This is a genomic window from Streptomyces sp. NPDC005808 (assembly GCF_042871385.1).
In the GTDB taxonomy this organism is placed as follows: domain Bacteria; phylum Actinomycetota; class Actinomycetes; order Streptomycetales; family Streptomycetaceae; genus Streptomyces.
The window spans coordinates 364,979-391,392 of the sequence record NZ_JBIAIK010000003.1; the positions used below are offsets into that span (position 1 = coordinate 364,979).

Consider the following 26,414-nt stretch of genomic DNA (forward strand, 5'->3'; position numbering starts at 1 on the left):
TCGCCTCCGGACCGGCCGCACCGTGAACCGTCTGCCCAGTTCAGGGTATCCGCGAGGGATGTGACCGTTACCGACTTGTGAATCGGATTTCTGTCAACTGTCAGCGGCTGACACTAGCCTCGAAAACATGACTAGTCAGACCACTGTCGACGCGACGGGACCGGCCGACAAGGCCCCGGCACCCGTCTCCGGGCCGACGCCGTCCTCGGGGCTGCGCGGCCACCCCTGGTTCACCCTGTTCACCGTCGCCGTCGGCGTCATGATGGTCGCCCTGGACGGCACCATCGTGGCCATCGCCAACCCGGCCATCCAGAAGGACCTCGGCGCGAGCTTCGCCGACGTCCAGTGGATCACCAACGGCTACTTCCTCGCACTCGCGGTCACCCTGATCACCGCAGGCAAGCTCGGCGACCGGTTCGGTCACCGGCAGACCTTCCTCATCGGCGTCGTCGGCTTCGCCGCGGCCTCCGGGGCCATCGGGTTCTCCAGCAGCATCGCCCTGGTGGTCACCTTCCGTGTCCTGCAGGGTCTGTTCGGCGCGCTGCTCATGCCGGCCGCGCTCGGTCTGCTGCGGGCCACCTTCCCGGCCGAGAAGCTGAACATGGCGATCGGCATCTGGGGCATGGTCATCGGCGCGTCCACCGCGGGCGGCCCGATCCTCGGCGGTCTGCTGGTCCAGCACGTCAGCTGGCAGTCGGTGTTCTTCATCAACGTGCCGGTCGGCGTCCTCGCGCTGGTACTCGGCGTGCTGATCCTTACCGACCACCGCGCCAAGAACGCGCCCCGTTCCTTCGACATCCTCGGCATAGCCCTGCTCTCCAGTGCCATGTTCTGCCTGGTCTGGGCCCTCATCAAGGCCCCGACCTGGGGCTGGGGCGACGGCCTGACCTGGTCCTTCCTGGGCGTCTCGGTGCTCGGCTTCGGGCTCTTCGCCTTCTGGGAGAAGCGGGTGAAGGAACCGCTGATCCCCTTGGGCCTGTTCCGCTCCGTGCCGCTGTCGGCGGGCGTGGTCCTCATGGTCCTCATGGCCATCGCCTTCCTGGGCGGCCTGTTCTTCGTCACCTTCTACCTGCAGAACGTGCACGGTATGAGCCCGGTCGACGCGGGCCTGCACCTTCTCCCGCTGACCGGAATGATGATCGTGGGCTCCCCGCTGGCCGGCGCCATGATCACCAAGACCGGCCCGCGCATCCCGCTCGCCGGCGGTATGGCCCTCACCGCGATCTCCATGTACGGCATGTCCACGCTGCAGACGGACACCAGCAGCGCCGTCATGTCGCTCTGGTTCGCCGGTCTCGGACTCGGTCTCGCGCCGGTCATGGTCGGCGCCACCGAGGTCATCGTCGGCAACGCGCCGATGGAGCTCTCCGGTGTCGCCGGTGGTCTCCAGCAGGCCGCGATGCAGATCGGCGGCAGCCTCGGTACGGCGGTCCTCGGCGCCGTCATGGCCTCCAAGGTCGACGGCGACCTGGCGGGCAACTGGGCCGACGCCAAACTGCCCCCGCTCACCCCGGAGCAGCTGGACGCGGCCTCCGAGGCGGTCCAGGTCGGCGCCGCGCCGGTCGCCCCGGACACGCCCGCCGCCCTCGCCGCGCAGATCACGGACGTCGCCCACGACACCTTCATCTCCGGCATGAGCCTGGCCTGCCTGGTCGCGTCCGGGGTCGCCGTCGTGGCGGTCTTCGTCGCACTGCTCACCAAGCGCGGCGACAACGCGGAGGCGGGCGCCGGCGCCGGCCACATCTAGGGCCTGTTCCTGAGCCCGTTCCAAGGCCCGTTTCCCGGTGCCCGTTTCCCCTATCAGGGTGACAACGCTAAAGATCCCTCGCACCCGGCGAGCGCCGCACGTCACAGTGGGTCAAGTCCTCCGTACGGCCTGGAGGACGACCGGACTTGCGGCGCGCTGCCGGAGGGGGGCAGCGCGCCGCCAGGTCTGAGGACGGGATACGGGGGTACCCGCATATCGACCCGAACCGACCGAGCTTTTCCGGGAGTTCAGGAGTTGATGGATGATGGCGGGCTTTGGGCACGGCACGCGCAGGTACCCCCGTTCACGTAGCCGTACGAGGTCACGGACCGGGCCGGATCGCGCGACGCTGGGCACTGTGGGACTCATTTGCGCGATCGTCGGCTTCTTCGTGCTGGGGATCATCCTCGGCCCGGTGGCGATCGTCTGCGGCTGGCTCGCCATGGGCCGCAGCTGGGCAGGAGCCCGCCCCATCCCGGCTGTCGTCGCCCTCGTGCTGGGCGCGATCGACACCCTGCTGGCCATCATGTGGCTGGCCGGGACGGCGGGGCCGGGCACCGGACTGCTCTGATCGCGGTCCAGGACGACGGCCGGCACCGACTCGCGGTACGCGCACGTCAGTCGAACTGGAGCGAGTGCTTTTCCGCCGCACCCGGCACCGGGTGCGGCACCGCCGTGAAGGGCGACCCTTCAGCCGCCGTGTCCCGTGACAGCGCGGCCACCTCCGCCCGCAGGGCGCGTACCTCCTCCGTGAGGGCGGTGATCGCGGCCGTCTGCCGGCGTTCCTCGACATCGTCCATCTCGAAGCGGGAGATGAACCAGGCGGCGATGTTGGCGGTGACGACACCCAGCAGGGCGATGCCGGAGAGCATCAGGCCGACCGCGAGCACGCGGCCGAGACCGGTGGTCGGGGCGTGATCCCCGTACCCCACCGTCGTCATCGTCGTGAACGACCACCACACCGCGTCGCCCAGCGTCCTGATGTTCCCGTTCGGCGAATCCCGCTCCACGGAGAGGACCGCGAGCGAGCCGAACATCAACAGGCCCACCACCGAGCCCGCGACGTACGTCGTGAGCTGTATCTGCGAGGCGATCCGGGCCCGTTGCCCGACGAGCAGCAGCGTGGAGACGAGCCGCAGCAACCGCATCGGCTGGACCAGCGGCAGCACCACCGCGATCAGGTCGAGCCAGTGCGTCCGTACGAACTCCTTGCGCCGTTCGGCAAGTACCAGTCGGGCCGCGTAGTCCGCCGCGAACGCGCCCCACACCACCCACTCCACCGCCGTGCACACGACCGCCACGTCGTGACCCGCCGCAGGCCACACGATCGGCACGGCGTAGGCGACGGCGAACGCCAGGGCGAACCCCAGCAGCGGCCGCTGGGTGCGCCGCTCCCACCGGACTTGTGCCGACTGCTCCTTCATGCCCGCATCGTAAATAAGAAGACAGCAATAAGAAGACAGCAATAAGAAGACAGCGGAAGGGGCGGCGGGGCCCGTGGCCCCACCGCCCCTCGATGGACGTACGGACTACGCGTCGCCGCCCGCGGCCCCCGGGTCGGCCGCCTGCACGTCGAGCAGTTGGTAGCGGTCGATCGCCTGCTTCAGTACCGACCGGTCGACCTTGCCCTCGCGCGCCAGCTCGGTCAGCACCGCGACCACGATCGACTGCGCGTCGATGTGGAAGAAGCGCCGGGCCGCCCCACGCGTGTCCGCGAAGCCGAAGCCGTCGGCGCCCAGGGACTGGTAGGTCCCCGGCACCCAGCGGGAGATCTGGTCGGGGACGGACCGCATCCAGTCGGAGACGGCGACGAACGGGCCCTCGGCTCCCGACAGCTTCTGCGTCACGTACGGGACGCGCTGCTCCTCCTCGGGGTGCAGCAGGTTGTGCCGCTCCACCTCGACGGCCTCGCGCCGCAGCTCGTTCCAGGAGGTCGCCGACCAGACGTCCGCCTTCACGTTCCAGTCGGCGGCCAGGATCCGCTGCGCCTCGACCGCCCACGGCACCGCGACACCGGAGGCCATGATCTGCGCCGGAATGACGCCCTGGTCACCGGACTTGAGGCGGTAGATGCCCTTCAGAATGCCGTCCACGTCCACGCTCTCCGGTTCTGCCGGATGCTGGATCGGCTCGTTGTAGACGGTCAGGTAGTAGAACACGTCTTCGCTGTCGGGGCCGTACATCCTGCGCAGACCGTCCTTGACGATGTGCGCGATCTCGTACCCGTACGCCGGGTCGTACGCGACACAGCCCGGGTTCGTCGAGGCGAGCAGCTGCGAGTGGCCGTCCGCGTGCTGGAGACCCTCACCGGTCAGCGTCGTACGACCGGCGGTCGCACCCAGTACGAAACCGCGTGCCAACTGGTCGGCCATCTGCCAGAACTGGTCGCCGGTGCGCTGGAAACCGAACATCGAGTAGAAGACGTAGACGGGGATCAGCGGCTCGCCGTGCGTGGCGTACGCCGAACCCGCGGCGATCAGGGACGCCGTACAGCCCGCCTCCGAGATGCCGTCGTGCAGCATCTGGCCCGTCGGCGACTCCTTGTAGGCGAGCAGCAGATCGCGGTCCACGGACTCGTACTGCTGGCCGAGCGGGTTGTAGATCTTCGCGCTCGGGAAGAACGAGTCCATGCCGAAGGTGCGGTACTCGTCGGGCGCGATCAACACGAACCGCCTGCCGATCTCCTTGTCCCGCATGAGGTCTTTGAGCAGCCGTACGAACGCCATGGTCGTGGCGATCGACTGCTGACCCGAGCCCTTCTTCACGCTCGCGTACGTCTTGTCCTCGGGGAGGACGAGGGGCTTCGACCGCACGACGCGCGTCGGGACGTACCCGCCGAGCCCCTTGCGACGGTCGTGCATGTACTGGATCTCCTCCGAGTCACGGCCCGGGTGGTAGTACGGCGGCGCGCCGCCCTCCAGCTGCTGGTCCGTGATCGGGATGTGCAGCCGGTCGCGGAAACCCTTGAGGTCCGCGGTCGTCAGCTTCTTCATCTGGTGGGTCGCGTTGCGGCCCTCGAAGTTCGGGCCGAGCGTCCAGCCCTTGACGGTCTGCGCAAGGACCACCGTCGGCTGGCCCTTGTGCGCCTTGGCCGCCGCGAAGGCCGCGTACACCTTCTTGTGGTCGTGGCCGCCGCGCCCCAGGTGCAGGATCTGGTCGTCCGTCATGTTCTCGACCATCGCGCGCAGCCGGTGGTCGTGCCCGAAGAAGTGCTCGCGGATGTACGCGCCGGTCTCGGTGGCGTACGTCTGGAACTGGCCGTCCGGGGTGGTGTTGAGCTGGTTGACCAGCACGCCGTCGCGGTCCTGCGCGAGCAGCGGGTCCCAGGTGCGGTCCCAGACCAGCTTGATGACGTTCCAGCCGGCGCCCCGGAACTGCGACTCCAGCTCCTGGATGATCTTGCCGTTGCCGCGCACCGGGCCGTCGAGCCGCTGGAGGTTGCAGTTGACGACGAAGGTCAGGTTGTCCAGGCCTTCGCGCGCCGCGATCGACAGCTGGCCGAGCGACTCCGGCTCGTCCATCTCGCCGTCGCCCAGGAACGCCCAGACATGCGACTTGGAGGTGTCGGCGATCTCACGCGCCTCCATGTAGCGGTTCATCCGCGCCTGGAAGATCGCGCCGAGCGGGCCGAGGCCCATGGAGACGGTCGGGAACTCCCAGAAGTCCGGCATCAGCCGCGGGTGCGGGTACGAGGACAGCCCGTACGGCGCCTTCGACTTCTCCTGCCGGAACGCGTCGAGCTGCTGCTCGCTCAGCCGGTCCAGCAGGAACGCGCGGGCGTAGATGCCCGGCGAGGCGTGCCCCTGGAAGAAGATCTGGTCGCCGCCGTCGCCCTCGTCCTTGCCGCGGAAGAAGTGGTTGAAGCCCACGTCGTACAGCGAGGCGGAGGACGCGAAGGTGGCGATGTGACCGCCCACGCCGATGCCCGGGCGCTGGGCCCTGGACACCATCACCGCCGCGTTCCAGCGGGTCGCGTTCAGGACCTTGCGCTCGATCTCCTCGTTGCCGGGGAAGAACGGCTCGTCCTTGGTGGCGATCGTGTTGACGTAGTCCGTGCTGCGCATCTCGGGCACGGCCACGCGCTTCTCGCGGGCCCGCTCGATGAGCCGCAGCATCAGATAGCGGGCGCGCTCCCGGCCGCGCTCGTCGACGGCGGCGTCGAGGGAATCGAGCCACTCCTGAGTCTCCTCAGGGTCGAAGTCCGGGACCTGGCTGGGAAGGCCGCCAATGATGATCGGGTTGCGATCGGATCCGGAAGCCACGCTGTTCCTTCGCTGTCAGAGGGGGCTGTACTTCACTGTGTCCACACCGTTCCCCATCGTGTACCCGGCGAACGGAATCGTCACCTCTACTGAGGGGTAACCGAGACGTCCGCGCAGTACGCCGGGACGTGCCGGGCCAAAACGCAACGATACGCTCAGTCCGTGACGCGTTCCGCAAAGTCGTTCGGGTCTCGTACGCTTCAAGAGCTGTGAAATTCGCAAACCGGACAGAAGGGTGTGGTGCGCGTCACTGGGTGCCGCGATTCCATGCCTGGAGTTGCGTCGACACCGCCAGGATCGTCACCGTTTCGGCGGTCTCGGCGGCCGGGTACTTGCGCGATCCGCCCCGTCCGTGTGGACTACGGCCAATGCTTCGCGCACGCGCGTGGCCAGAAGACTCCCCCAGCTCCGACAAAGCCGGGGGAGACACCAACCAGAAACATGATCAGGAGGCAACCCGTGAGCGCGACCGCGGACCACGCGGAGGAGAGGACGAACCCTGCCGCAAGGCTGGGGTTCCAGCCCGAGCAGGTGGTCCAGGAGATCGGCTACGACGACGACGTCGACCAGGAGCTCCGCGAGGCCATTGAGGAAGTCATCGGCAGCGAGCTCGTGGACGAGGAGTACGACGACGTCGCCGATGCCGTGGTGCTGTGGTTCCGCGACGAGGACGGCGACCTGACCGACGTACTGGTGGACGCCACCACGTACATCGAAGAGGGCGGCGCCATCCTCCTGCTGACGCCGAAGACCGGCCGCGACGGCTATGTGGAGCCGAGCGACATTGCCGAAGCGGCGACGACCGCGGGTCTGTCTGCGACCAAGAGCGCCAGCGTGGGCAAGGACTGGAGCGGCAGCCGGCTGGCCACCCCGAAGGGGGCCAAGTCCGGCAAGCGCTGATACTCCGCCGGGCCGATCCGGGCAACCACTCCGGCGGCTTCTGCCACCGGACCCCCGGACATGCGGCCTGAAGGGCCTCGTCATCGAACGCCGGACCCGCTGAGACGCTCAGCCGGTCCGGCGTTCTGCCGTGTCGGCCTTTCCCGGGGTCGCGGTGGCCGCTGCGTAGGGTGGACTCACCCGAACAGCCCCCTGGAAGGGAAGCGTGTGACTATGGCGATCGCGGTCGGCACCAAGGCGCCGGACTTCGAACTCAAGGACAACCACGGCGCCACCGTGCGGCTGTCCGAATTCCGCGGTGAGAAGAACGTGGTGCTGCTCTTCTACCCGTTCGCCTTCACCGGCGTGTGCACCGGCGAGCTGTGCTCCCTGCGCGACAACCTGCCGCAGTTCACCGACCGTGACACCCAGCTGCTGGCCGTCTCCAACGACTCCATCCACACCCTGCGCGTCTTCGCCGAGCAGGAGGGCCTGGACTACCCGCTGCTCTCCGACTTCTGGCCGCACGGCAACACTTCGCGCGCGTACGGCGTCTTCGACGAGGACAAGGGCTGCGCGGTGCGCGGCACCTTCGTCATCGACAAGGAGGGCGTCGTCCGCTGGACCGTCGTCAACGCCCTGCCGGACGCGCGCGACCTGAACGAGTACGTCAAGGCACTCGACACCCTGTGATTGTTCGGTCCCAAGCCCTGCAGGGTGCGGGAACCCGTCACTAGGATCGACTCGTTGATCCGATACCGAACGCAGTCGGGGCATCCCGCCCCTGAACACCAATGGAGGACTCGTGGGAGTCAGCCTCAGCAAGGGCGGCAACGTATCGCTTTCGAAGGAGGCCCCGGGACTGACCGCGGTCATCATCGGTCTGGGGTGGGACATCCGCACCACCACCGGCACCGACTTCGACCTCGACGCCAGCGCCATCCTCACGAACCCGGACGGCAAGGTCAGCAGTGACGCCAACTTCGTGTTCTTCAACAACCTGAAGAGCCCGGACGGCTCGGTCGAGCACACCGGGGACAACACCACCGGTGAGGGCGAGGGCGACGACGAGCAGATCAAGGTCAACCTCGCCGGCGTCCCCGCCGACATCGAGAAGATCGTCTTCCCGGTCTCGATCTACGACGCCGAGAACCGCCAGCAGTCCTTCGGCCAGGTCCGCAACGCGTTCATTCGCGTGGTGAACCAGGCGGGCGGGGCGGAGATCGCGCGCTACGACCTGTCCGAGGACGCCTCGACGGAGACCGCCATGGTCTTCGGCGAGCTCTACCGGCACGGCGCGGAGTGGAAGTTCCGTGCCATCGGCCAGGGCTACGCCTCGGGCCTGCGTGGCATCGCGCAGGACTTCGGCGTCAACGTCTGAGTAAAAGTCCTATGGCTCATCCGTCCGGCGCCGCACACTTCACGTGCGGCGCCGGACGCGCTCGGCAACTGAACGCTTGACCTCGGGGAGGACCAGATCATGGGCGTCACGCTCGCCAAGGGAGGCAACGTCTCCCTCTCGAAGGCCGCACCCAACCTCACGCAGGTGTTGATCGGGCTCGGCTGGGACGCACGCTCCACCACGGGAGCCGACTTCGACCTGGACGCCAGCGCGCTGCTGTGCAATGCCGGCCGGGTGCTCGGCGACGAGTGGTTCGTTTTCTACAACCAGCTCAAGAGCCCCGACGGCTCGGTGGAGCACACCGGTGACAACCTCACGGGTGAGGGCGACGGCGACGACGAGTCGCTCCTGATCGATCTGTCCAAGGTTCCGGCCAATGTGGACAAGATCGTCTTCCCGGTCTCGATCCACGACGCCGACAACCGCGGCCAGACCTTCGGCCAGGTCAGCAATGCCTTCATCCGCGTCGTCAACCAGGCCGACGGCCAGGAACTCGCCCGCTACGACCTGTCCGAGGACGCCTCCACGGAAACGGCGATGATCTTCGGCGAGGTTTACCGCTATGGAGCGGAATGGAAGTTCCGTGCAGTGGGACAGGGGTACGCGTCGGGCTTGCGGGGCATCGCTCTAGACTTCGGAGTCAACGTTTCGTAAAGCCGGGTACGGCGGGGGGAAACCCTCTCCGGACTTCGTCCGGGGGTAGCCCCCCAACACACGATGGGGTAACCAGTGGTCCTGAAAACCTTCGGCTGGTCGTTCGCGGTCACCGCGCTCGGCTTGGTCGCAGCGGTGTTGATCGACGGATGGACAGCGTTCGGGATCGTCCTGATCCTTTCCGTTCTCGAAATCTCGCTGTCCTTCGACAACGCGGTGGTCAACGCCGGAATCCTGAAGAAGATGAGCCCGTTCTGGCAAAAGATCTTCCTCACGATCGGTGTTCTGATCGCCGTCTTCGGAATGCGGCTGGTCTTCCCCGTCGTGATCGTGGCGATCAGCGCGTCACTCGGCCCCATCGAAGCGGTCGACCTGGCGCTGAACGACCCGAACCGCTACCAGGAACTGGTGACCGACGCTCACCCGTCGATCGCGGCCTTCGGCGGCATGTTCCTTCTGATGATCTTCCTCGACTTCATTTTCGAGGACCGTGACATCAAGTGGCTCGGCTGGATCGAGCGCCCGCTGGCCAAGCTCGGCAAGGTCGACATGCTGTCGGTCTGCATCGCCCTGATCGTCCTGCTCGTCTCCGCGCTGTACTTCGCCCCCCAGGCCCATCTGCACGCCGGACACGCCGACAAGGCGGAGACGGTCCTGCTCTCCGGCGTCGGCGGTCTCATCACGTACCTCATCGTCGGCGGCCTCTCCAGCTTCTTCGAGAACCGGCTGGAGGAGGAAGAGGAGCGCGAGCACGAGGCCGAGGAAGAGGCCAAGCGCGAGGGCAAGCCGGTCTCCGCGGTGGCGCTCGCAGGCAAGGCCGCCTTCTTCATGTTCCTCTACCTCGAGGTCCTGGACGCGTCCTTCTCCTTCGACGGTGTCATCGGCGCCTTCGCCATCACGAACGACATCATCCTGATGGCGCTCGGCCTCGGTATCGGCGCCATGTACGTCCGGTCGCTCACCGTCTACCTGGTCCGCCAGGGCACCCTCGACGACTACGTCTACCTGGAGCACGGCGCGCACTACGCGATCGGCGCCCTCGCGGCGATCCTGCTCGTCACCATCCGTTTCGAGATCAACGAGCTCGTCACCGGTCTCACCGGTGTCATCCTGATCGCCTGGTCCTTCTGGTCCTCGGTGCGCCGCAACAACGCGCTGGCGGCGGCCGAGGGAAAAGGTGAGCCCTCGGACGACAAGGCCGAGGTCTCGTCCGGGGTCTGACCCCGGTCCGGGTTCCGGGGTGTGACCCGGGCCTGGTTGAGGAACGCTCTGAACGGGGGGGGGGGGGGGGGGGGGGGGGGGGCGGCGGCCCCCCCCCCCCCCCCCCCCCCCCCCGCAGGCATACAGAGGGAACGTGGGGGCGGAATGGGCATCTGGCAGGACCTGTGGCGCGGGCGCTCGGCGGACTTCGACTCGGGCAGCGCGGCCACCAACTCCATCGAGCTGACCAAGCGGAACCGCACGGTCTCGCTCACCAAGCAGGGCGCGGCCACCGGCAACCTGCGCATCAACCTGTCCTGGCGCATGCGCACCTCCGACATAGGCGGGCCGCAACGCGGCAGCCTGCTGCGCCACCCCTTCCGCACCTTCAAGCCGGAAGTGGTCCAGGCGCACACCCAGAGCATGGTCAACGTCGACCTCGACCTCGGCGTCATGTACGAACTCAAGGACGGCTCCAAGGGCGTCGTCCAGCCGCTGGGCAGCTTCTTCGGCGAACTCAACGGGCCGCCGTACGTCAAACTCAGCGGCGACGACCGCTTCGGCTCGGCGTCCGGCGAGACGATCTACGTCAACCTCGACCACCGCGACGACATCCAGCGGCTCCTGGTCTTCGTCTACATCTACGACCAGACCCCGGCCTTCGACCGTACCCACGCCATCGTCACGCTCTTCCCGAGCAACGGCCCACGTGTCGAGATCAGCCTCGACGAGCGCCATCCGCAGGCCCGCTCCTGCGCGGTCGTGATGATCGAGAACATCAAGGGCGAGCTGATCGTGCGCCGCGAGGTGCGATTCGTGTACGGATTCCAGGCCGAACTCGACCGGTTGTACGGCTGGGGGCTGCAGTGGGGGCGCGGGTACAAGTCCAAGGCCGGCCGCTGAGCGCCGCCCCCTGCGAGGCGGAGCTCAGCGTCCGATGAACTGCGGGCCCTGCGGCGGCAGTTTGAAGTCCGGGTCCGGCAGGGCGCCGACCGCCTGCGGGAAGCCGTACGCGGGCGCCGCGGCAGGCGCGGTCTGGGGCCCCGGATAGCCGTAGGCGGGCTGGCTGGACGGCTGTGGATAGCCGTACGAGGGCTGGGCGGCCGCAGGGGCCGTCTGGGGGCCGGGGTAGCCGTACGCGGGCTGCTGCGGCACCGGGGCAGGCTGCTCGGGCGGCAGCGGTACGGAGGTCTCGGGGGCCGCGGCGGGTGCCGACCACGCCGGGGCCTGCGGCGCGGGATCCGTCAGCGGGGCGGCGGTCTCCGATTCGTCCACCGAGATCCCGAAGTCGCCGGCCAGCCCCTGCAGGCCGTTCGAATAGCCCTCGCCGAGCGCCCGGAACTTCCAGCCCCCGCCGCGCCGGTACAGTTCGCCGCAGATCAGCGCCGTCTCCGCGCCGGTCTCCGGCTTGACGTCGAAGTACGCCAGCGGCTCGCCGTTCGCGACGGTCGCGTCGTACAGCAGGATGCGCAGCCCCCGTACGCGGTCGAAAGTGACGTCCTCCGCCGATGCGACCAGCAGAATCTGTCCGACAGCGGACTCGACACCCGTGAGATCTGTCTGGATGGTGTCGGTAAGGCCCTCGGTCCCGCGTTTCTTGCCGAGCAGTCTGACCTTGCCCGAGGGGTGGCGGGGCTGGTTGTAGAAGACGAAGTCCTCGTCGGATCGCACACGACCGTCGGGGCCGAGGAGCAGCGCCGAGGCATCCACGTCCGGGACACCCTGTCCGGGCGTCCAGCGCAGCACAGCGCGCACCGCTGTGGCGTCCAGCGGGACGTTCGACCCCTTCAGCATCGCGTGCGTCATGCGGTCATCCTGCCCTCTGGGGCCTGGTCAGGACAACGCGGGGGTGAAGATCCCCGGCCGGGACCGGGGAACAGTGGACATGGCTGAGTTACCAGAACTTCATGCCCGGTGGGAACCCTTGACATTGATTCGTACGTACTATTACCGGCCACATCAGGTCGGGCCGTCTAGTCGCCACGGGGAGTTTCATGCGTCATTTCGGTCATATCGCCCCGGAAGAGCGGCAGCGCCTCTTCTACCGGGAGCCGAACGTCTTCACCGCCGAATCGCCGGCGCACGTACTCGCGGCAGCTCTGGGAGCCACCCTCTACAGCCCGGCGACCAGGCCGCGGCTCGCCGACGACATCGTCAAGCAGGCCGGGCGCGGCGTGGTCTCCATGGTGCTGTGCCTGGAGGACTCGATCGACGACTCCGAGGTCGTGGGCGCCGAGGAGAACCTGGTCCGCCAGTTCACCGACCTCGCGGACCGGCCGCACCTCTCCGACCTCCCCCTGCTCTTCGTAAGAGTCCGTGAACCCCAGCAGATCCCGGACCTCGTCCAGCGGCTCGGCCCGGCGGTGCGGCTGCTGTCCGGATTCGTACTGCCGAAGTTCACCGAGGAGCGGGGCGTCCCGTTCCTGGAGGCGCTCACGGCGGCCGAAAACGCGAGCGGGCGGCGCCTTTTCGCCATGCCGGTCCTCGAATCGCCCGGCCTGCTGCACCTGGAGTCCCGCGGGGAGACCCTGGAGGGCATCCACCGCACGGTCACCAAATACCGCGACCGCGTCCTCGCACTGCGCCTCGGCGTCACCGACTTCTGCTCGGCCTACGGACTGCGCAGGGCGCCCGACATGACCGCGTACGACGTCCAGATCGTCGCCTCCGTGATCGCCGACGTGGTGAACGTGCTCGGCCGCGCCGACGGCACCGGCTTCACGGTGACCGGGCCGGTGTGGGAGTACTTCCGGGTCCAGGAGCGCATGTTCAAACCACAGCTGCGCCGCAGCCCCTTCCAGGAAGGTGAGGTCGAGGAACTGCGCCAGTCACTCATAGAACACGACCTGGACGGGCTGCTGCGCGAGATCGCCCTCGACCGCGCCAACGGCCTGCTCGGCAAGACCTGCATCCACCCCTCGCACGTGCCGGCCGTGCACGCGCTGTCCGTCGTCAGCCACGAGGAGTACAGCGACGCCGAGGACATCCTCAGGCCCGAGCGCTGCGGTGGGGGTGTGCTGCGGTCGGCGTACACGAACAAGATGAACGAGGTGAAGCCGCACCGCGCCTGGGCCGAGCGCACCATGCAGCGCGCCGAAGTCTTCGGCGTCGCCAACGAGGACATCGGCTTCGTGGAGCTGCTGGCCGCCGGACTTCCCGACTGACACCGGAACCCTTCCCCGAGACCGGACCGACCGAGGCGGCCCCGGCCGACCGAGACTGACCGACCGTGGCCGGCCTGACCGACCGTGGCCCGACCGACCCTGGCCCGACCGACCGATCGTGGCCGGAGCGAGTGGCCGAGGCCGGATTTCCCGCGTGAGACCGAAACGGCCCGACCGGTCGTAGTGACCTTCCAGTCGTAGTGTGACCTTTACCGATTAAGGGATTGATGAGCAACGTGGTGTGGACGGGGACCTGGGTCGCCGAACGGCTCGGCGTCGAGCTGGTCGGGGACGAGAAGCTGACCGACCTCCTGGGGCTCGCGCTGCGGCGCAACCCCAAGCGGGCGCATCTGCTCGTGTCGAACGTGCTCGGCAAGCATGTGCCGCAGTCGCCGTCCGTGGTGTACGGACACGGGTTCGCGCTCGGCCGGCGCGTGCGGGACCTGCTGGGCGCCGAGGAGTGCCGCGCCGCGGTGGTCCTCGGCTATGCCGAGACGGCTACCGGGCTCGGCCACTGCGTCGCGGACGGCGTGGGCCTCGCGCCCTACCTGCACTCCACCCGCCGACCCGTCCCCGGCGTCGCCAGTGCGGGCGGCTTCGAGGAGTCCCACTCGCACGCCACCTCCCATCTGCTCCTTCCCGAGAACCCGGCCCTCCTCTCCGGCCCCGGCCCGCTGGTCCTCGTCGACGACGAGTTCTCCACCGGCAACACGGTGCTCAACACCATCCGTGACCTGCACGCCCGCTACCCGCGCGAGCGGTACGTCGTCGTCGCCCTCGTCGACATGCGGTCCGCCGCCGACATGGGGCGCCTGGACGAGTTCGCCCGGGAGATCGGCGCGCGGGTCGACCTGGTGACGGCGGCGTCGGGGACGGTGAAGCTTCCCGAAGGGGTGCTGCAGAAGGGGCAGGCGCTGGTCGCCGAGCAGGAGGCGGCGGCGCTCGCGGCACCCGCGGGCCCCGCGGTACTCGCGGCGCGTGCCCGGGCCCGGGCACGCGCCGGGCGAGTCACCCGCGTCGAGCTCGGCTGGCCGCGGGGCGTTCCCGACGGCGGACGGCACGGCTTCACGCCCGGCCAGCGAATACGGCTGGACGGCGCCCTGCCCGCCCTGGCCGCGCGCGTCGCCGGCGCACTTCCCGGCGACGCCCGGCGCGTGCTCGTACTCGGCTTCGAGGAGCTCATGTACGCGCCGCTGCGGCTGGCCCGCGAACTGGAGCAGGTGGTGGCCGCCGAGGTGCGCTACTCCACGACCACCCGCTCCCCGGTGCTCGCCCTGGACAACCCCGGCTACGCGATACGCAGCAGGCTCGTCTTCCCCGCCCACGACAACCCGGGCGACGGCCCCGGCGAGCGCTACGCCTACAACGTCGCCGGCGCAGGCTTCGACGCCGTCATCGCCGTCGTCGACTCCACCGCAGACACCCCCGAACTGCACGCCATGGACGGCCTGTTGGCGCAGCTCGCCGCCCACACACCGAACGTCCTGCTCGCGGTCGTCCCCTCGTACGTCCCCGGACGCCCGTCCACCGAAAGGCCCTCCATGCTCCCCGAGCCCCTCCGCGGCCCAGCCTTCTCCTCGTACGCGCCCGAAGACGTCGGCTGGCTGCTGCAGGACCTCTCGGACGTGACGCTGGAGGCGCCGACCGAGGAACGCGAGGAGGCCATCCAGAGCGGCGGTGCGCACTACGCGGAGTCGCTGCCGGTCGAGTACCAGCCGAGCGCCCACTACCAGGAGCTGTTCCACGCGGCGCTCGGCACCTCGGCCGCCCGGATCGCCCAGGCCGTCGGCGCGGTCACCGAGTTGGTGCTCGCCGAGCGGTCACCGCGCCCGGTGCTCGTCTCGCTGGCCCGCGCGGGCACCCCGGTAGGCGTCCTGATGCGCCGCTGGGCCCAGTACCGGCATGGCCTCGACCTCCCGCACTACGCCGTCTCCATCGTCCGGGGCCGCGGTATCGACGCCAACGCGCTGCGCTGGCTGGCCGCCCACCACGACCCGGCCGACGTCGTGTTCGTCGACGGCTGGACCGGCAAGGGCGCCATCACCCGCGAACTCGCCGACGCGATAAGGGAGTTCGAGGAAGCCGAAGGAGTCACCGGCTTCGACCCGGAGATCGCGGTGCTCGCCGACCCGGGCTCGTGCGTACGGACGTACGGCACCCGCGAGGACTTCCTGATCCCCTCCGCCTGCCTCAACTCCACGGTGTCCGGCCTGATTTCGCGAACCGTCCTGCGCTCCGACCTCGTCGGCGAGCACGACTTCCACGGCGCGAAGTTCTACCGCGAACTCGCCGGATCCGATGTCTCCGTCGACTTCCTGGACGCCGTCGCCGCCCGGTTCCCCGACGTCGCCGACGCCGCCTGCGCCCAGGCCAAGGAACTGCTCGCCGCCGACCGTACGCCCACCTGGGAGGGCTGGGGGGCCGTCGAGCGGATCAGCGAGGAGTACGGGATCCACGACGTGAACCTCGTCAAGCCGGGCGTCGGCGAGACCACCCGGGTGCTGTTGCGCCGCGTCCCCTGGAAGATCCTGGCCCGCGCGGGGGCCGGCGCCGACCTCGACCACGTACGCCTGCTCGCCGAACAGCGCGGGGTGCCCGTCGAGGAGGTCGCCGAACTCCCGTACACCTGCGTGGGGTTGATCCACCCGAAGTTCACCCGCGGTGCGACGGGTGCCGACGGCAAGTCGGTGACCGTCTGATGTCCGGGATCTCTGAGAGTTCCGCGTCGGCCTCGGCGGCTTCGATCGCCTCGGCGGCTTCGGCGGCTTCGGCGGCCTCGGTTGCCTCGCTTGCTTCGACAGTCTCGGTTTCTTCGGCGGTCTCGGTTTCTTCGGCGACCTCGCCCAAGGTGCTCGTCGCCAGCGACCTCGACCGCACGCTCATCTACTCCGCCGCCGCCCTCGCGCTGACCATGCCGGATGCGGTGGCGCCCCGGCTGCTCTGTGTCGAGGTGCACGAGAGCAGGCCGCTGTCCTACATGACGGAGACCGCGGCCGCCCTTCTGGCCGAACTCGGCGAGGTGGCCGACTTCGTCCCCACCACGACCCGCACCCGCAAGCAGTACCAGCGCATCAGTCTGCCGGGCCCCGCCCCGAAGTACGCGATCTGCGCCAACGGCGGGCACCTGCTCGTCGACGGCGTGTCCGACGCCGACTGGCACGCGCGGGTCACCGCCCGGCTGGCCGGCGAGTGCGCCTCACTCACCGAGGTGCGCGAGCGCATGGAGGCCACCGCCGACCCGGCCTGGGTCCGCAAACACCGGGTCGCCGAGGACCTGTTCGTCTATCTCGTCGTCGAGCGCGAACTGCTCCCCGAGGACTGGGTCAAGGAACTCGCGGTCTGGGCCGAGAACCGCGGCTGGACGGTGTCCCTCCAGGGCCGCAAGATCTACGCCGTGCCGAAGCCGCTCACCAAGAGCGCGGCGATGTACGAGGTCGCGCGGCGCACGGGCGCTCCCCTGACGCTGGCCGCCGGGGACTCTCTCCTCGACGCCGACCTCCTGCTCGCCGCCGACCGCGGATGGCGGCCGGGGCACGGGGAACTCGCCGAGGCGCGATGGACGGCGCCCACGGTCACGGCGCTCGCGGAGCTCGGGGTCGCGGCGGGGGAGCGGATCCTGCGGGAGCTCCTGGGCGGCGTCCGGTAGCTCCCCGGCTCGTACGCTCCGGCGGGGGTCAGACTTCGGTCCACTTCCGGCCGTCCTGGGCGCTGACGCGCTGGAAGGCCAGGCCGGGGAAGTGGCTGATGCCGATGGCCGCGCCGCTGTCCGCGAACTGTGCGAGCAACTCCTCGCGGGTCCGCAGCGCGTGCTGGGCGTCGGCGTCGAAGAGGAAGGAGATGCCGGTGTCGTTCAGCTGGAGCGGGTGGTGCACGGCGTCTCCGAGGAGATACGCCTCCTGGCCGCCCGAGGCGACGCGGACCGCGTAGTGGCCAGGGGTGTGCCCGGGGGTGTGGTGGGCGGTGACCCCCGGGGCGATCTCCACGGTGGGCGCCTCGATCGCTCGGAGGACTCCGGCAGCCTCGGCGGCCTCCATCGTGGTGCGGGCGGGATCCTCGGCCGGGGCGGATGCGATCAGCGCGTCCCAGTCGGCGGCGCCGTACACGACCTCCGCGTTCGGGAAGAACGGCTTGCCGCCCGGGGCGACCCAGCCCACATGATCTCCATGCAGATGGGTGAGGAAGACGGTGCTGACGTCCTCGGGCGGCACGCCCAGCGCGGCCAGCCGGCCGGGCAGTCGGCCGCCCACCGAGATGAACTCCGGCGCCGGGGCCAGACCGGCCGCGGCGGCGAGTTCCGCGGGGAAGGGGATGCTGTCCGGGCCGCTGCCCGCGTCCACGAGGACGGTGACACCCTCGCCCTGGATCAGGTAGCAGGCCCCCGGGATGTGGTAGGTCCCGTCGCTCTCCAGCAGCTCGGGATGGGCGTCGAAGTCCAGCCCCGGGTACAGCATCGGGGGCATGTGACTCTCACCGTCGTCGAGCGCCGTGATCTTCATGGTGCCGATCTGGATCGACGTGGTCATGTGTGAACTCCTTTGAGGAGAAGAGGCGGTGGAGAAGAGGCGGTGGAGAAGGGCCGGTGGAGAAGGGCCGGTGTCAGTTCACGGAGTCGAAGTCGATGGATTCGCTGACCTCGCGCCACTTGGCGTCCGAGGCGGCCAGTTGCTCGGCCATGGCGCCGGCCACGGCGACGGCGTCGCTGCCGAGCAGCAGCCGCACGGGCGGGTCGTCCACCTCGGTGACGTGGATGATGGCCTGGGCGGTCCGGGCGGGATCGCCGGGCTGGGTGCCGTCGGCCTGGCTGAGGAACCCCACCATGGGGTCGATGACGGGCTTGTAGGGGTCACTGACCGGCGGCGTACTCATCGAGGATCCGGCCCAGTTGGTGCGCATGCCCCCCGGCTCGACGACGGTGACCTTGATGCCGAAGGACGCGACCTCCTTGGCCAGGACCTCGGAGAAGCCTCCTACGGCCCACTTGGCGGCCTGGTACGCGCCCAGGCCCGGGGTGCCGACGCGTCCGCCGACGGAGGAGATCTGGACGATGTGCCCGCTGCCCTGGTCCCGCAGCACGGGTAGCGCGGCCCTCGTGACGTTGACGACGCCGTAGAAGTTGGTGTCGATCTGGGCGCGGAAGTCGGCCTCCGTGAAGTCCTCGATGGCGGCGACGTCGGCGTAACCGGCGTTGTTGACGATGACGTCCAGCCGGCCGAAGGCGTCGATCGCCTGCCGGACGGCGGAGCGCGCGGCGGCGGGGTCGGTGACGTCCAGGGCGACAGCGCGGACCCGATCGCCGTACAGCAGGACGAGGTCGTCGAGTTGCTCGGGCTTGCGGGCGGTGGCGACGAGTTGATGGCCGGCGGCGAGGACGGCCTCGGCGAGCGCGCGGCCCAGACCGCGGGAACTTCCGGTGATGAGCCAGGTCGTGGACATGGGGCTCTCAACTTTCCTGTGGTGAGCGGACGTTGATGGTTCGGGACGATCAGACGTTGATGGTTTTGTGCTCGATGAACTCGGTCAGGCCGAAGGCGCCCATCTCGCGGCCGATGCCGCTCGCCTTGTAGCCCCCGAAGGGGCCGTCGAAGCCGACGGGAGCGGCGTTGACCATGAAGAAGCCGGTGCGGACACGGCGGGCGAGGGCCAGGCCGCGTTCGGGATCCGTGGTCCACACGCCGCCGCCCAGGCCGTAGACGGAGTCGTTGGCGATCCGCACGGCGTCCTCCTCGTCCTCGTACGGGATCACCACGATGACGGGCCCGAAGATCTCCTCCTGGGCGATGCGCATGCTGTTGTCGACGTCGGCGAAGAGGGTGGGCCGCACGTAGTAGCCGCCCTCCAGCCCTTCGGGCACCCCGGGACCGCCGGTGACCATCCGGGCGCCCTCGTCGATGCCGATCCGGATGTAGTTGAGGACCCGCTGCTGCTGGACCTCGCTCGTCATCGGGCCGATGAAGGTGTCCGGGTCGGTGGGGTCGCCCACCGTGAGCGACTCCACGAGGTCCTTCAGTACGCCGACGACCTCGTCGTAGCGGCTGCGGGGCGCGAGGATGCGGGTGTGGGCCTGGCAGTTCTGCGAGTTGTTCGCGAAGGAGGCGAACCTCAGGCCGCTCGCCACCGCGGTGAGATCCGCGTCCTCGCAGATGATCGAAGCGGACTTGCCGCCCAGTTCGAGCGAGACCCGCTTGAGCTGTTCACCGGCGACGGAGGCGATCCGGCGGCCCGCGGCGGTGGAGCCGGTGAAGGCGATCTTGTCGACGTCGGAGTGCGAGACCAGGTACTCACTGGTCGCGCGGTCGGCGGGCAGGATGCTCACCACGCCTTCCGGCAGGCCGAGTTCGTCGAAGATCTCGGCGAGCAGCATGATGCTCAGCGAGTTCTCGGGCGACGCCTTGAGGATGACGGTGTTGCCGGCAAGGAGCGCCGGGATCATCTTCACCAGGGCGGCCATGTAGGGCGAGTTCCACGGGATGACCGCGGCGACGACACCGATCGGCTCACGGCGTACGAGGCTGCCGGACGCGCCGGTGGGGTCGAGTGGTTCCTCCCAGCCGAAGGAGCGCGCGGCGCGCAGATAGGCGTCGGCCTGCTTGTCGAGGGCGGGCTGACCCCACTCGGCGAACCAGAGCGCGGCGCCCACCTCGGCACTGATACGGGCGGCGATCTCCTTGGCCCGGCCGGCGCGCAGTTCGTTGAGGCGCACGACGAGGGCCTGGCGCTCCTGGGGGGTGGTCCTGGACCAGGGGCCGTGATCGAAGGCCTCCCGGGCGGCGGCCACCGCCTTGTCGACGTCGGCGGTGGTCGCCTGGGCGGCCCGGCCGAGCAGGGAGCGGTCGTGGGGGGAGCGGATGTCGAGGAGCTGGGGATCGGCGGGGTCGGTCCAACGGCCACCGATGTAGAGCTTGTCGTAGATGATCATCGGGACGGTCCTGTTCTCGCGTGAATGAGCCTCGGGGGGCGGGCCTCGTACAAGGGGCCCGGCAAGGAGTGGGCAAGGGGTGGGCAAGGGGTCACTAGTAACTAAACGTTCATTTAGAGACTAGCACCAACCGGCCCCTGGGGAAACTGAACGTTTATTTGCCTTACCCTGGAGGCATGCCCGAGACCCCCCGTGCCCCACGGACCCGCGATTCAGAGGCCGCCAAGGCCCGGCTGCTGAAGGCGGCCACGGACGAGTTCGCCGCCTACGGCATCGCAGGTGCCCGCATCGACCGCATCGGGGCCGCGGCCAAGGTCAACAAGGCCCAGATCTATACGTACTTCGGGAACAAGGACCAGCTCTTCGACATCGTCATGGACCTCCATGTGACGCGGATCCTGGACGAGGTCCCCTTCACACCCGATGACCTCCCCGGCTACGCGGGCAAGCTGTTCGAGTTCCTGATCGCCAACCCTCACCAGCTGCGGCTGGCCACCTGGAACAGTCTCGAACGAACCGGTCACGGCCCCGGCCCCGTACGCCTGGCGGCGTCGATGGAACAGAAGACGGCGGCGATCGCCCAGGCGCAGGCCGACTCCCGAGTCCCCACGGCGTTCACCGCCGAGGATCTCCTCACGTTCGTACTGGCCCTGGCCAGCGCGTGGACACCGACCAGCGCCATGGCGCCCGGGGGGCTGGACGAGGCCGTACTGCGCTCGCATCGCGGAGCGGTCGTCGAAGCCGTACGGCGGCTTGTCGCCGACGACTAGGACCGGTCAGGCCGGTCAGGCCGGTCAGGCCGGTCAGGCCGGTCAGGACGCAGGAAATGGGCGGGGCCTTGGAACGCCGGTGAGTGACGACAACACGGCAGATGTGCGACAGCCCGCGCCTCTGAAGGGGCTGGGTCAGCCGCAGCAGCCCCCGCCGCAGCAGCCGCCCCCGCCTCCGCTGCTCGGGGCCGACGCCGGCGCCGAGGCCGAACCGCCGACCGCGACCGTCGACAGAAGCTTCACCGTGTCGTCGTGGCCGACGGGGCAGGCGGCGGGATCGGAGGACTCCGCCATCGGGCGGCTCTTTTCGAACGTGTCGCCGCAGGTCCGGCAGCGGTACTCGTAGCGAGGCATGGGGCACAGGTTAGCGGGCGCCGCGTGCCGCCGACGAGAATCACCTGCGCAGCTCGCGCCCACGCGCCCGCTGGAGGGCGAGCGCGTGGGCCTTGGCCCGCAGCCGCTGCTCGTGTTCCTGCCGCTCGGGATGGCGGGCCTTCCAGTACGGGTTGTCGTGGGGCAGGGCCGATCCGACCCTTCCGTACATCCCGAAGAACATCAGCATGACGCCCACGACAAAACTGAACAGCACGTTCTGGATGCGGAAGGCGAGGAAGTTGGCGCCGGTGTCGAGCAGCGCCAGATTCACGAAGCCGCTGAGGATGAAGAGGACGCCGAGGACCATGTTCAGGGTGGAGGCGAAGTTCCCGCCGATCACCATCCCCGCGAACAGCAGCAGCCCGACGCAGATCGACAGCACGCTGAGCGCGCCGTTGGTGCTCAGCCCGGCGACCTGGTCCCCGCGGGTGTCGAAGAAGCCGACCCTGTCGATGAGACCCAGGATGCCGAACGCGAGCAGTACCAGGCCCATCAGGCCCGCGCCGATCCGGTAGAAGGTGCTGAGGCGGTGATCGACGGGCAGATGCTCGTCGAAACTGATCCGCCGCCGCCTGGTTCCCGGACGAAGTACGTGTGCGGCCATCTCCGCCTCCTCTCGCTGCCGGCGGAGGCCGTGCGTACCTTCAGGATCCGCCCGGGGGAGTGGGAATGCCACTCCCGGGGCCGTGTGTGGGGTGCGGGCGTCGCTGTTGACTGGTGTGGGGCGCGGGCGTCGCTGTTGACTGGGGGTGTGTACGCGCTGATCAGGCCCCAGCGCCCTCCTCCCAGAGCCGTACCCGGTTGTTCAGGCCGCGCCGCCCCGTTCCTCGCGGATCTGCGAGACCACTCGTGCCACCGTCTGCCGTACCGCCTCGGTCTCGGTCAGGAAGTGCCAGTAGTCGGGGTGGCGGCCGTCCAGTGAGGTGATGGCGCGCTCAAGGCGGGCCACCGCGTCATCCAGGGGGCGGGCATGGCGCGGGTCGGGGGTGTTGCGGCCCGCCATGGCCAGGCGCTGGGCGTCACGGATGGCGAAGCGGGTGCGGTCGATCTCCTGCTGCGGGTCCTTCGACACGGCGTTCAGCCGCCGCAGTCGGTCGCCCGCCGCCGATACCGCCTCGTCGGTGTTGTTGAGCAGCGCCCGGACCGTGGACAGCAGGGAGGTCGCGTCCGGCCAGCGCTGCTCGTCACGGGCGGTCCGCGCCTCTTTCAGCTTCAGCTCGGCCTGCCGTACGCTCTCCGCGGCCTGCTCCGGCACGTGCTGGAGGTCCTGCCAGCATGCGGCCGAGAACCGGCGCCGCAGCTCGCTCAGCACCGGTTCCACCTGCCCGGATCGCGTGGTCAGCGCCTGTGCGCGGGTTCGCAGCGAGACCAGCCGGTGGTCGATCTCGGCGGCCCGCTCGGGAAGCCGCTCCGCCTCCGCCCGTACCGCCTCGGCCTCCTTCGAGACCCGCTCGGCGCGCTCCAGCGTCTCCGGCACGCCGTGCTGCCCGGCGCCCTGATTGAGCTTGGTCAGCTCGGGTCCGAGGGCGGCCAGCCGGGCGGCGAGGTCGTCGGCCTTGAGCCCCGACCCCCTCACCCCGTCCAGCGCGTTCGAGGCGGCCAGCAGGGACTGGCGGGCGCGCTCCACGGACGGGGCGAGCCGGGCGAGCTGCGTCTCGGCCTTGCCGAGCAGCGGCCCGAGCCCCTGCTCGAACCGGTCCAGATCCGTTTTGACCCGGCCCAGCTCGTCCTTGGCGGCGGTGAGCTCGGTGCGGGCCCGCGTGGCGACCGAGGCCTCCAGCTCGTCCCGGTCGAGATCGTGGGCGTCGACGGCGGTGATGTACTGCTGGCTGGCCTCGTCGATGCGCCGGCCCAGCGCCTCGAAGTCGGAGACGGCGCGGCGGGCCGCGGGGGAGGCGTCGACGGCGGTGATGGTCTCTATCGAGATCCGCAGATCGCGCTGGGCGGTGTCGAGTTCGTAGAAGGCGGCCGCGGCGGCGTCCTTCGCGGCCTGCGCCTCGGCCCGCTGACCCTCGGCGCGCCCGCCGAACCAGCGCCGGGTGCCGCCGCCCGCGAACGCCGCGGGCAGCGCGAGGGCGACGAGCAGCGGCAGGGCCATGAGGGTCAGCGCGTCACGAGCGGCGAAGGAGGTGGCTTGCGGGAAACCGGAGCTGCGGCCGACTCCCGGGCCCGGCGGGCCCGAGCCCGGCGGGCGACCACCCTCTGCCTGCGCGCATGGCACAGACGCCGTGTACGGCTGTGAAGGTGTCGCCGTCACATCCCTCTCCCGTGTGGTCATCCGCCCTGCCCGGTGTCATTCTCCCACCCGTTAAGGACGAACACACGGGCTCGTTAGTTCGCGGTTCGCACGGTGATCTTCCCATCGCTGGTGTGGGCGGACACCACATGCGAACTGGCGTCGCTCCGGGGCACCGACACATCGACCGAACCGTCACCGGTCTCCGTGGTCACCCGGTACGTCTCCTGCGGCAGCGCGATCGTGACGGAGCCGTCCGCGGTGCGGGACTCCACGAGGTCCGGTACGGCGTCGAGTTCGAGCCGTACGGAGCCGTCCTCCGTACGCGCCTGGACGCGCCGCGAGTCCACACCGCTCGCGTGGATCGAGCCGTCGGCGGTACGCAGGTCCAGCGGCCCGGAGGAGTCCTTCACCCGTACGGATCCGTCCGCCGTACGAATGCTCAGCGCCTCGCTGAACCCCTGCGCGCTCACGCTTCCGTCCCCGTCCTTCACGGTGACGGCGACGCCGCGCGGCACCACGATCCGGTGCCTGGCCGAGCAGTCGGCGACCACACCCGAGCACTTCATCCGCAGCACCAGCCGGTCGCCATCCATCTTCCAGGTCACCTTCGGGTCCCCGCCGACGACGACACTGCCCTGGAACCAGCGGGTGACCTCGACCTTGTCGGCCTCGTCCGAGTCCGCCACAACGAGGTCGAGCGCGGAGTCGTCGGAGTCGACGGTGAGCGTCCGGCCGCTCAGCGCGAAGGACCGGTGCTCGGGTTCCTTGTCGTCCCCGGCACTGGCACCGCATCCCGCGGCGAACAGAGCCACGACGGCCACGGCGCCGGTGACGGCCACGGCGCGGGTATGCGCAGAGCGAGTACGGAAATTTGCGGTGCGGGTACTTGCTGTGCGAGTACGTGCCGTGCCACTACGTGCTGCGCGAGCCATGAAGATCTCCCCCTGTGAAGTACGGCGGCATGCGCCGGGCCTCTGGGGCACCTGCTCTTCCGACGCTCTTCGAACGTACGGATCCGATGGCCGCGGGGGGATCCGGGCCACTCCCGGATCCTGGGTGGGGAAAACCCCCGGACCGGTCGCGGGTTGGTCCGGGACTGGTCCCGGGCTGGTCGCGGGCTGGTCTTCGAACCCGGCCCCCGGATACGCGTTTGCGGGGCATCCCCCCGGGCAATGTAGGCTGTCGACTCGTCCTGGGCGCGTAGCTCAGTGGTAGAGCGCCGCCCTTACAAGGCGGATGTCGGCGGTTCGAAACCGTCCGCGCCCACCAGGTTGACCAGCAGATGGGCCCCGGAACTCCCAGGTCAGGGAAGGTCCGGGGCCTCTCTCGTGCCCCGATCTACCAACCTGCCTACATAGTCCCTACGAGGTCGGCACGACCTCACTACGGGAGCCGATCCCCTAAATATCCCCCAAACGATCAAGGCGTTTCCGCAGGTGGGCCCCCAAGTGAGCAGCCCCCGCACTCCCAGGAAGAGAGGCGGGGGCTGCGTGTGCCGGGCCGCCACGGGAGGGGGGCACCGTCCCTGTGAAGCCCGGCACGATTGGGGGTGTGCGTGAGCGGTGTGGCATTGACTTATGTCTATCAGGGCAGGTCAGAACAGGTAATCACCCACACGGGTGAACACGCGTTCGATTCCTACACAGTACACGCAGCCTTGCGGCATATGCCGTAACCGCAAGGCTGGGAACTATGTGACGTGGGGGGTCGCCTGTCCTAATACCCTCCGCCGTGAGCGCTCACGCCACCCATGATCGGAAAATTTGCCCGTCCAGGCAAAGACATCTGGCCATGATCGTTAAAGCGTGGGCTGGGTGCCGCTCGACCCGATGCCCGACTGGGTGCCCGCCCGCCGCCGGGAGATCGGCTCACGCCTGCGCGCGGCACGCCTCCAAGCCGGGCTCACGCAGATTCAGCTCGGCGAGCGCATCGGCCGGGACCACCGGACCATCCATCGCTGGGAATACGCCCAGCGAATCCCCACGCTCGAAGACCTTCTCGTCCTGGCCGACGTCGTCGGCGTGCCCCTCTCCGAGCTCGTGCGGTGAGCGGCCCCGGCCGGGATCGGCGTCCGGCCGGGGCCTGGTCCCGGCCGCCCCCTTGGGCGCGGGGTACGGGACGGGCGGGAGTCTCAATGGCGCAGGGATGCCTGGTTGGTCTGGGTGGGCACGCGCCGGCACTCCTGCACATGCCGGTACACGACCGTGCCGCCCAGTGACGGCGAGTCGATGGGGTGCTCCGTGGACGGCTGTCCCGGACGGATCGGCTCATCACAGCGTCCGCAAATCTTCATCAGACACCCCGCCGGGCGCGGGCCGCACGGCCAGCCGCGGACCACTGGCGACGAAGGCCGGCGGCGAATGAGCACTCACGGTCCGGGACCTCACGGCACGACGTGCATCCGGTGCAGTGGCGCAGGAGTTCGCCGTACTCGGCGGGCGCGATGGGCTGTAGGACGAGGGGATAGGTCATGTAGATGCGGCCGGTCATGTCGCCTCGACCTCCGCCCCGTGCTGGCCGGGTACCGGCTCGGCGATCCGCATGAAGATGGTTCCGTCGCCGAAGATGTTGTTCCAATCGGCGGCCGGGACCAGGCGGTGCGCGGTACGGCATGGGGCGCAGGCGAAGCGGGATCCGCGTCCGTTCGCGACGGTCTCCTGTGCGGAAATCAGCCGGGCAGTGTCCGTGTACCCGTCGTGCCATGCACACCAGGCGTAGGCAGCGGGGATGGCGGGTGCGTCCTCGCTATGCGTATCGTCGGCCATGTCGACTCCATCCAGTCGGCCACGCCCGGGGCCGTTCACGC

The 26,414-nt window shown here is 69.3% G+C and carries 26 protein-coding genes and 1 tRNA gene; 14 read left to right on the forward strand and 13 right to left on the reverse strand.

Annotated features, from left to right (window positions below):
• The first annotated feature begins 127 nt into the window (after positions 1 to 127).
• Both ACFYPC_RS08610 and ACFYPC_RS08615 read left to right on the forward strand, forming a co-directional pair.
• A complete protein-coding gene (locus tag ACFYPC_RS08610; protein WP_388672733.1) occupies positions 128 to 1,747 on the forward strand; it encodes an MFS transporter in 1,620 nt (539 codons plus the stop codon).
• Positions 1,748 to 2,009: 262 nt separating this feature from the next.
• Positions 2,010 to 2,318 (forward strand): small hydrophobic protein, encoded by a 309-nt coding sequence (locus tag ACFYPC_RS08615; RefSeq protein WP_388672735.1) that lies wholly within the window; start codon positions 2,010 to 2,012, stop codon positions 2,316 to 2,318.
• A gap of 46 nt (positions 2,319 to 2,364) precedes the next feature.
• On the opposite strand, the gene ACFYPC_RS08620 is transcribed toward ACFYPC_RS08615, so the two are convergent.
• Together ACFYPC_RS08620 and aceE are read right to left on the reverse strand one after the other, a co-directional pair.
• The gene (locus ACFYPC_RS08620; protein ID WP_388672737.1) at positions 2,365 to 3,171 is read right to left on the reverse strand and encodes a potassium channel family protein; all 807 of its coding nucleotides are present in this window, start codon (positions 3,169 to 3,171) and stop codon (positions 2,365 to 2,367) included.
• Positions 3,172 to 3,276: 105 nt separating this feature from the next.
• Positions 3,277 to 6,009, reverse strand: coding sequence for a pyruvate dehydrogenase (acetyl-transferring), homodimeric type (gene aceE, locus ACFYPC_RS08625; RefSeq protein ID WP_388672739.1), 2,733 nt, complete (start codon positions 6,007 to 6,009; stop codon positions 3,277 to 3,279).
• 459 nt (positions 6,010 to 6,468) lie between these two features.
• Between aceE and ACFYPC_RS08630 the strand changes: the two genes are divergently transcribed.
• The 6 genes from ACFYPC_RS08630 (at position 6,469) to ACFYPC_RS08655 (ending at position 11,047) form a co-directional block, all read left to right on the forward strand.
• Entirely contained in the window at positions 6,469 to 6,909 is a 441-nt protein-coding gene (locus tag ACFYPC_RS08630; RefSeq protein WP_388672741.1) for a DUF3052 domain-containing protein, read from the forward strand.
• A 213-nt stretch (positions 6,910 to 7,122) separates the two neighbouring features.
• Complete coding sequence (locus ACFYPC_RS08635) at positions 7,123 to 7,581, forward strand: peroxiredoxin (protein ID WP_388672743.1); 459 nt, start codon at positions 7,123 to 7,125, stop codon at positions 7,579 to 7,581.
• 112 nt (positions 7,582 to 7,693) lie between these two features.
• Positions 7,694 to 8,269: a TerD family protein gene (locus tag ACFYPC_RS08640; RefSeq protein ID WP_385734688.1), complete on the forward strand. Its 576-nt coding sequence runs from the start codon at positions 7,694 to 7,696 to the stop codon at positions 8,267 to 8,269.
• A 99-nt stretch (positions 8,270 to 8,368) separates the two neighbouring features.
• On the forward strand, positions 8,369 to 8,944 hold the full coding sequence (locus ACFYPC_RS08645) for a TerD family protein (RefSeq protein ID WP_388672745.1): 576 nt from the start codon (positions 8,369 to 8,371) through the stop codon (positions 8,942 to 8,944).
• A gap of 75 nt (positions 8,945 to 9,019) precedes the next feature.
• Entirely contained in the window at positions 9,020 to 10,165 is a 1,146-nt protein-coding gene (locus tag ACFYPC_RS08650; protein ID WP_388672747.1) for a DUF475 domain-containing protein, read from the forward strand.
• A 144-nt stretch (positions 10,166 to 10,309) separates the two neighbouring features.
• Positions 10,310 to 11,047, forward strand: a complete 738-nt coding sequence (locus ACFYPC_RS08655) for a Tellurium resistance (RefSeq protein WP_388672749.1) — start codon at positions 10,310 to 10,312, stop codon at positions 11,045 to 11,047.
• A 24-nt stretch (positions 11,048 to 11,071) separates the two neighbouring features.
• On the opposite strand, the gene ACFYPC_RS08660 is transcribed toward ACFYPC_RS08655, so the two are convergent.
• Entirely contained in the window at positions 11,072 to 11,950 is an 879-nt protein-coding gene (locus tag ACFYPC_RS08660; RefSeq protein ID WP_388672751.1) for a TerD family protein, read from the reverse strand.
• A gap of 188 nt (positions 11,951 to 12,138) precedes the next feature.
• Between ACFYPC_RS08660 and ACFYPC_RS08665 the strand changes: the two genes are divergently transcribed.
• The 3 genes from ACFYPC_RS08665 to ACFYPC_RS08675 all read left to right on the forward strand — a co-directional run bounded on the left by ACFYPC_RS08665 (position 12,139) and on the right by ACFYPC_RS08675 (position 16,954).
• Positions 12,139 to 13,308, forward strand: a complete 1,170-nt coding sequence (locus ACFYPC_RS08665) for an HpcH/HpaI aldolase/citrate lyase family protein (protein WP_388672753.1) — start codon at positions 12,139 to 12,141, stop codon at positions 13,306 to 13,308.
• 227 nt (positions 13,309 to 13,535) lie between these two features.
• The gene (locus ACFYPC_RS08670; RefSeq protein WP_388672755.1) at positions 13,536 to 16,007 is read left to right on the forward strand and encodes a phosphoribosyltransferase; all 2,472 of its coding nucleotides are present in this window, start codon (positions 13,536 to 13,538) and stop codon (positions 16,005 to 16,007) included.
• Positions 16,007 to 16,954 carry an HAD family hydrolase gene (locus ACFYPC_RS08675; protein WP_388672757.1) on the forward strand — a complete coding sequence of 316 codons (948 nt, stop codon included), beginning with the start codon at positions 16,007 to 16,009 and terminating at the stop codon, positions 16,952 to 16,954. Before ACFYPC_RS08670 ends, ACFYPC_RS08675 begins: the two co-directional genes overlap by 1 nt.
• A 28-nt stretch (positions 16,955 to 16,982) precedes the next feature.
• Here ACFYPC_RS08675 and ACFYPC_RS08680 read toward each other — a convergent pair whose 3' ends face one another.
• The 3 genes from ACFYPC_RS08680 to ACFYPC_RS08690 form a co-directional block, all read right to left on the reverse strand.
• A complete protein-coding gene (locus tag ACFYPC_RS08680; protein WP_388672759.1) occupies positions 16,983 to 17,831 on the reverse strand; it encodes an MBL fold metallo-hydrolase in 849 nt (282 codons plus the stop codon).
• A gap of 73 nt (positions 17,832 to 17,904) precedes the next feature.
• Complete coding sequence (locus ACFYPC_RS08685; protein ID WP_388672761.1) at positions 17,905 to 18,741, reverse strand: oxidoreductase; 837 nt, start codon at positions 18,739 to 18,741, stop codon at positions 17,905 to 17,907.
• Positions 18,742 to 18,790: 49 nt separating this feature from the next.
• Entirely contained in the window at positions 18,791 to 20,224 is a 1,434-nt protein-coding gene (locus ACFYPC_RS08690) for an aldehyde dehydrogenase (protein WP_388672763.1), read from the reverse strand.
• Positions 20,225 to 20,400: 176 nt separating this feature from the next.
• Here ACFYPC_RS08690 and ACFYPC_RS08695 point away from each other — a divergent pair, with 176 nt between their 5' ends.
• Positions 20,401 to 20,994 carry a TetR family transcriptional regulator gene (locus tag ACFYPC_RS08695; RefSeq protein WP_388672765.1) on the forward strand — a complete coding sequence of 198 codons (594 nt, stop codon included), beginning with the start codon at positions 20,401 to 20,403 and terminating at the stop codon, positions 20,992 to 20,994.
• A gap of 135 nt (positions 20,995 to 21,129) precedes the next feature.
• Here ACFYPC_RS08695 and ACFYPC_RS08700 read toward each other — a convergent pair whose 3' ends face one another.
• From ACFYPC_RS08700 to ACFYPC_RS08715, 4 genes are all read right to left on the reverse strand, one after another.
• A complete protein-coding gene (locus tag ACFYPC_RS08700) occupies positions 21,130 to 21,348 on the reverse strand; it encodes a zinc ribbon domain-containing protein (RefSeq protein WP_388672767.1) in 219 nt (72 codons plus the stop codon).
• Positions 21,349 to 21,388: 40 nt separating this feature from the next.
• Entirely contained in the window at positions 21,389 to 21,973 is a 585-nt protein-coding gene (locus ACFYPC_RS08705; RefSeq protein WP_388672769.1) for a DUF4383 domain-containing protein, read from the reverse strand.
• Between the two features lie 201 nt (positions 21,974 to 22,174).
• Entirely contained in the window at positions 22,175 to 23,626 is a 1,452-nt protein-coding gene (locus tag ACFYPC_RS08710; RefSeq protein ID WP_388672771.1) for a hypothetical protein, read from the reverse strand.
• A gap of 74 nt (positions 23,627 to 23,700) precedes the next feature.
• Positions 23,701 to 24,540, reverse strand: a complete 840-nt coding sequence (locus ACFYPC_RS08715) for a DUF4097 family beta strand repeat-containing protein (protein WP_388672773.1) — start codon at positions 24,538 to 24,540, stop codon at positions 23,701 to 23,703.
• 262 nt (positions 24,541 to 24,802) lie between these two features.
• Here ACFYPC_RS08715 and ACFYPC_RS08720 point away from each other — a divergent pair.
• Both ACFYPC_RS08720 and ACFYPC_RS08725 read left to right on the forward strand, forming a co-directional pair.
• Positions 24,803 to 24,877: transfer RNA gene (locus ACFYPC_RS08720), tRNA-Val, on the forward strand.
• Positions 24,878 to 25,413: 536 nt separating this feature from the next.
• Positions 25,414 to 25,656 carry a helix-turn-helix domain-containing protein gene (locus tag ACFYPC_RS08725; protein WP_388672775.1) on the forward strand — a complete coding sequence of 81 codons (243 nt, stop codon included), beginning with the start codon at positions 25,414 to 25,416 and terminating at the stop codon, positions 25,654 to 25,656.
• A gap of 83 nt (positions 25,657 to 25,739) precedes the next feature.
• Here the strand turns inward: ACFYPC_RS08725 and ACFYPC_RS08730 are convergent, their stop codons facing one another.
• The 3 genes from ACFYPC_RS08730 to ACFYPC_RS08740 are packed head-to-tail and all read right to left on the reverse strand — an operon-like array spanning position 25,740 to position 26,373.
• Positions 25,740 to 25,901: a hypothetical protein gene (locus tag ACFYPC_RS08730; RefSeq protein WP_388672777.1), complete on the reverse strand. Its 162-nt coding sequence runs from the start codon at positions 25,899 to 25,901 to the stop codon at positions 25,740 to 25,742.
• Positions 25,901 to 26,098, reverse strand: coding sequence for a hypothetical protein (locus ACFYPC_RS08735; protein WP_388672779.1), 198 nt, complete (start codon positions 26,096 to 26,098; stop codon positions 25,901 to 25,903). The genes ACFYPC_RS08730 and ACFYPC_RS08735 overlap by 1 nt, the downstream gene beginning before the upstream one ends.
• Positions 26,095 to 26,373 (reverse strand): hypothetical protein, encoded by a 279-nt coding sequence (locus tag ACFYPC_RS08740; protein ID WP_388672781.1) that lies wholly within the window; start codon positions 26,371 to 26,373, stop codon positions 26,095 to 26,097. The genes ACFYPC_RS08735 and ACFYPC_RS08740 overlap by 4 nt, the downstream gene beginning before the upstream one ends.
• Positions 26,374 to 26,414 lie beyond the last annotated feature (41 nt).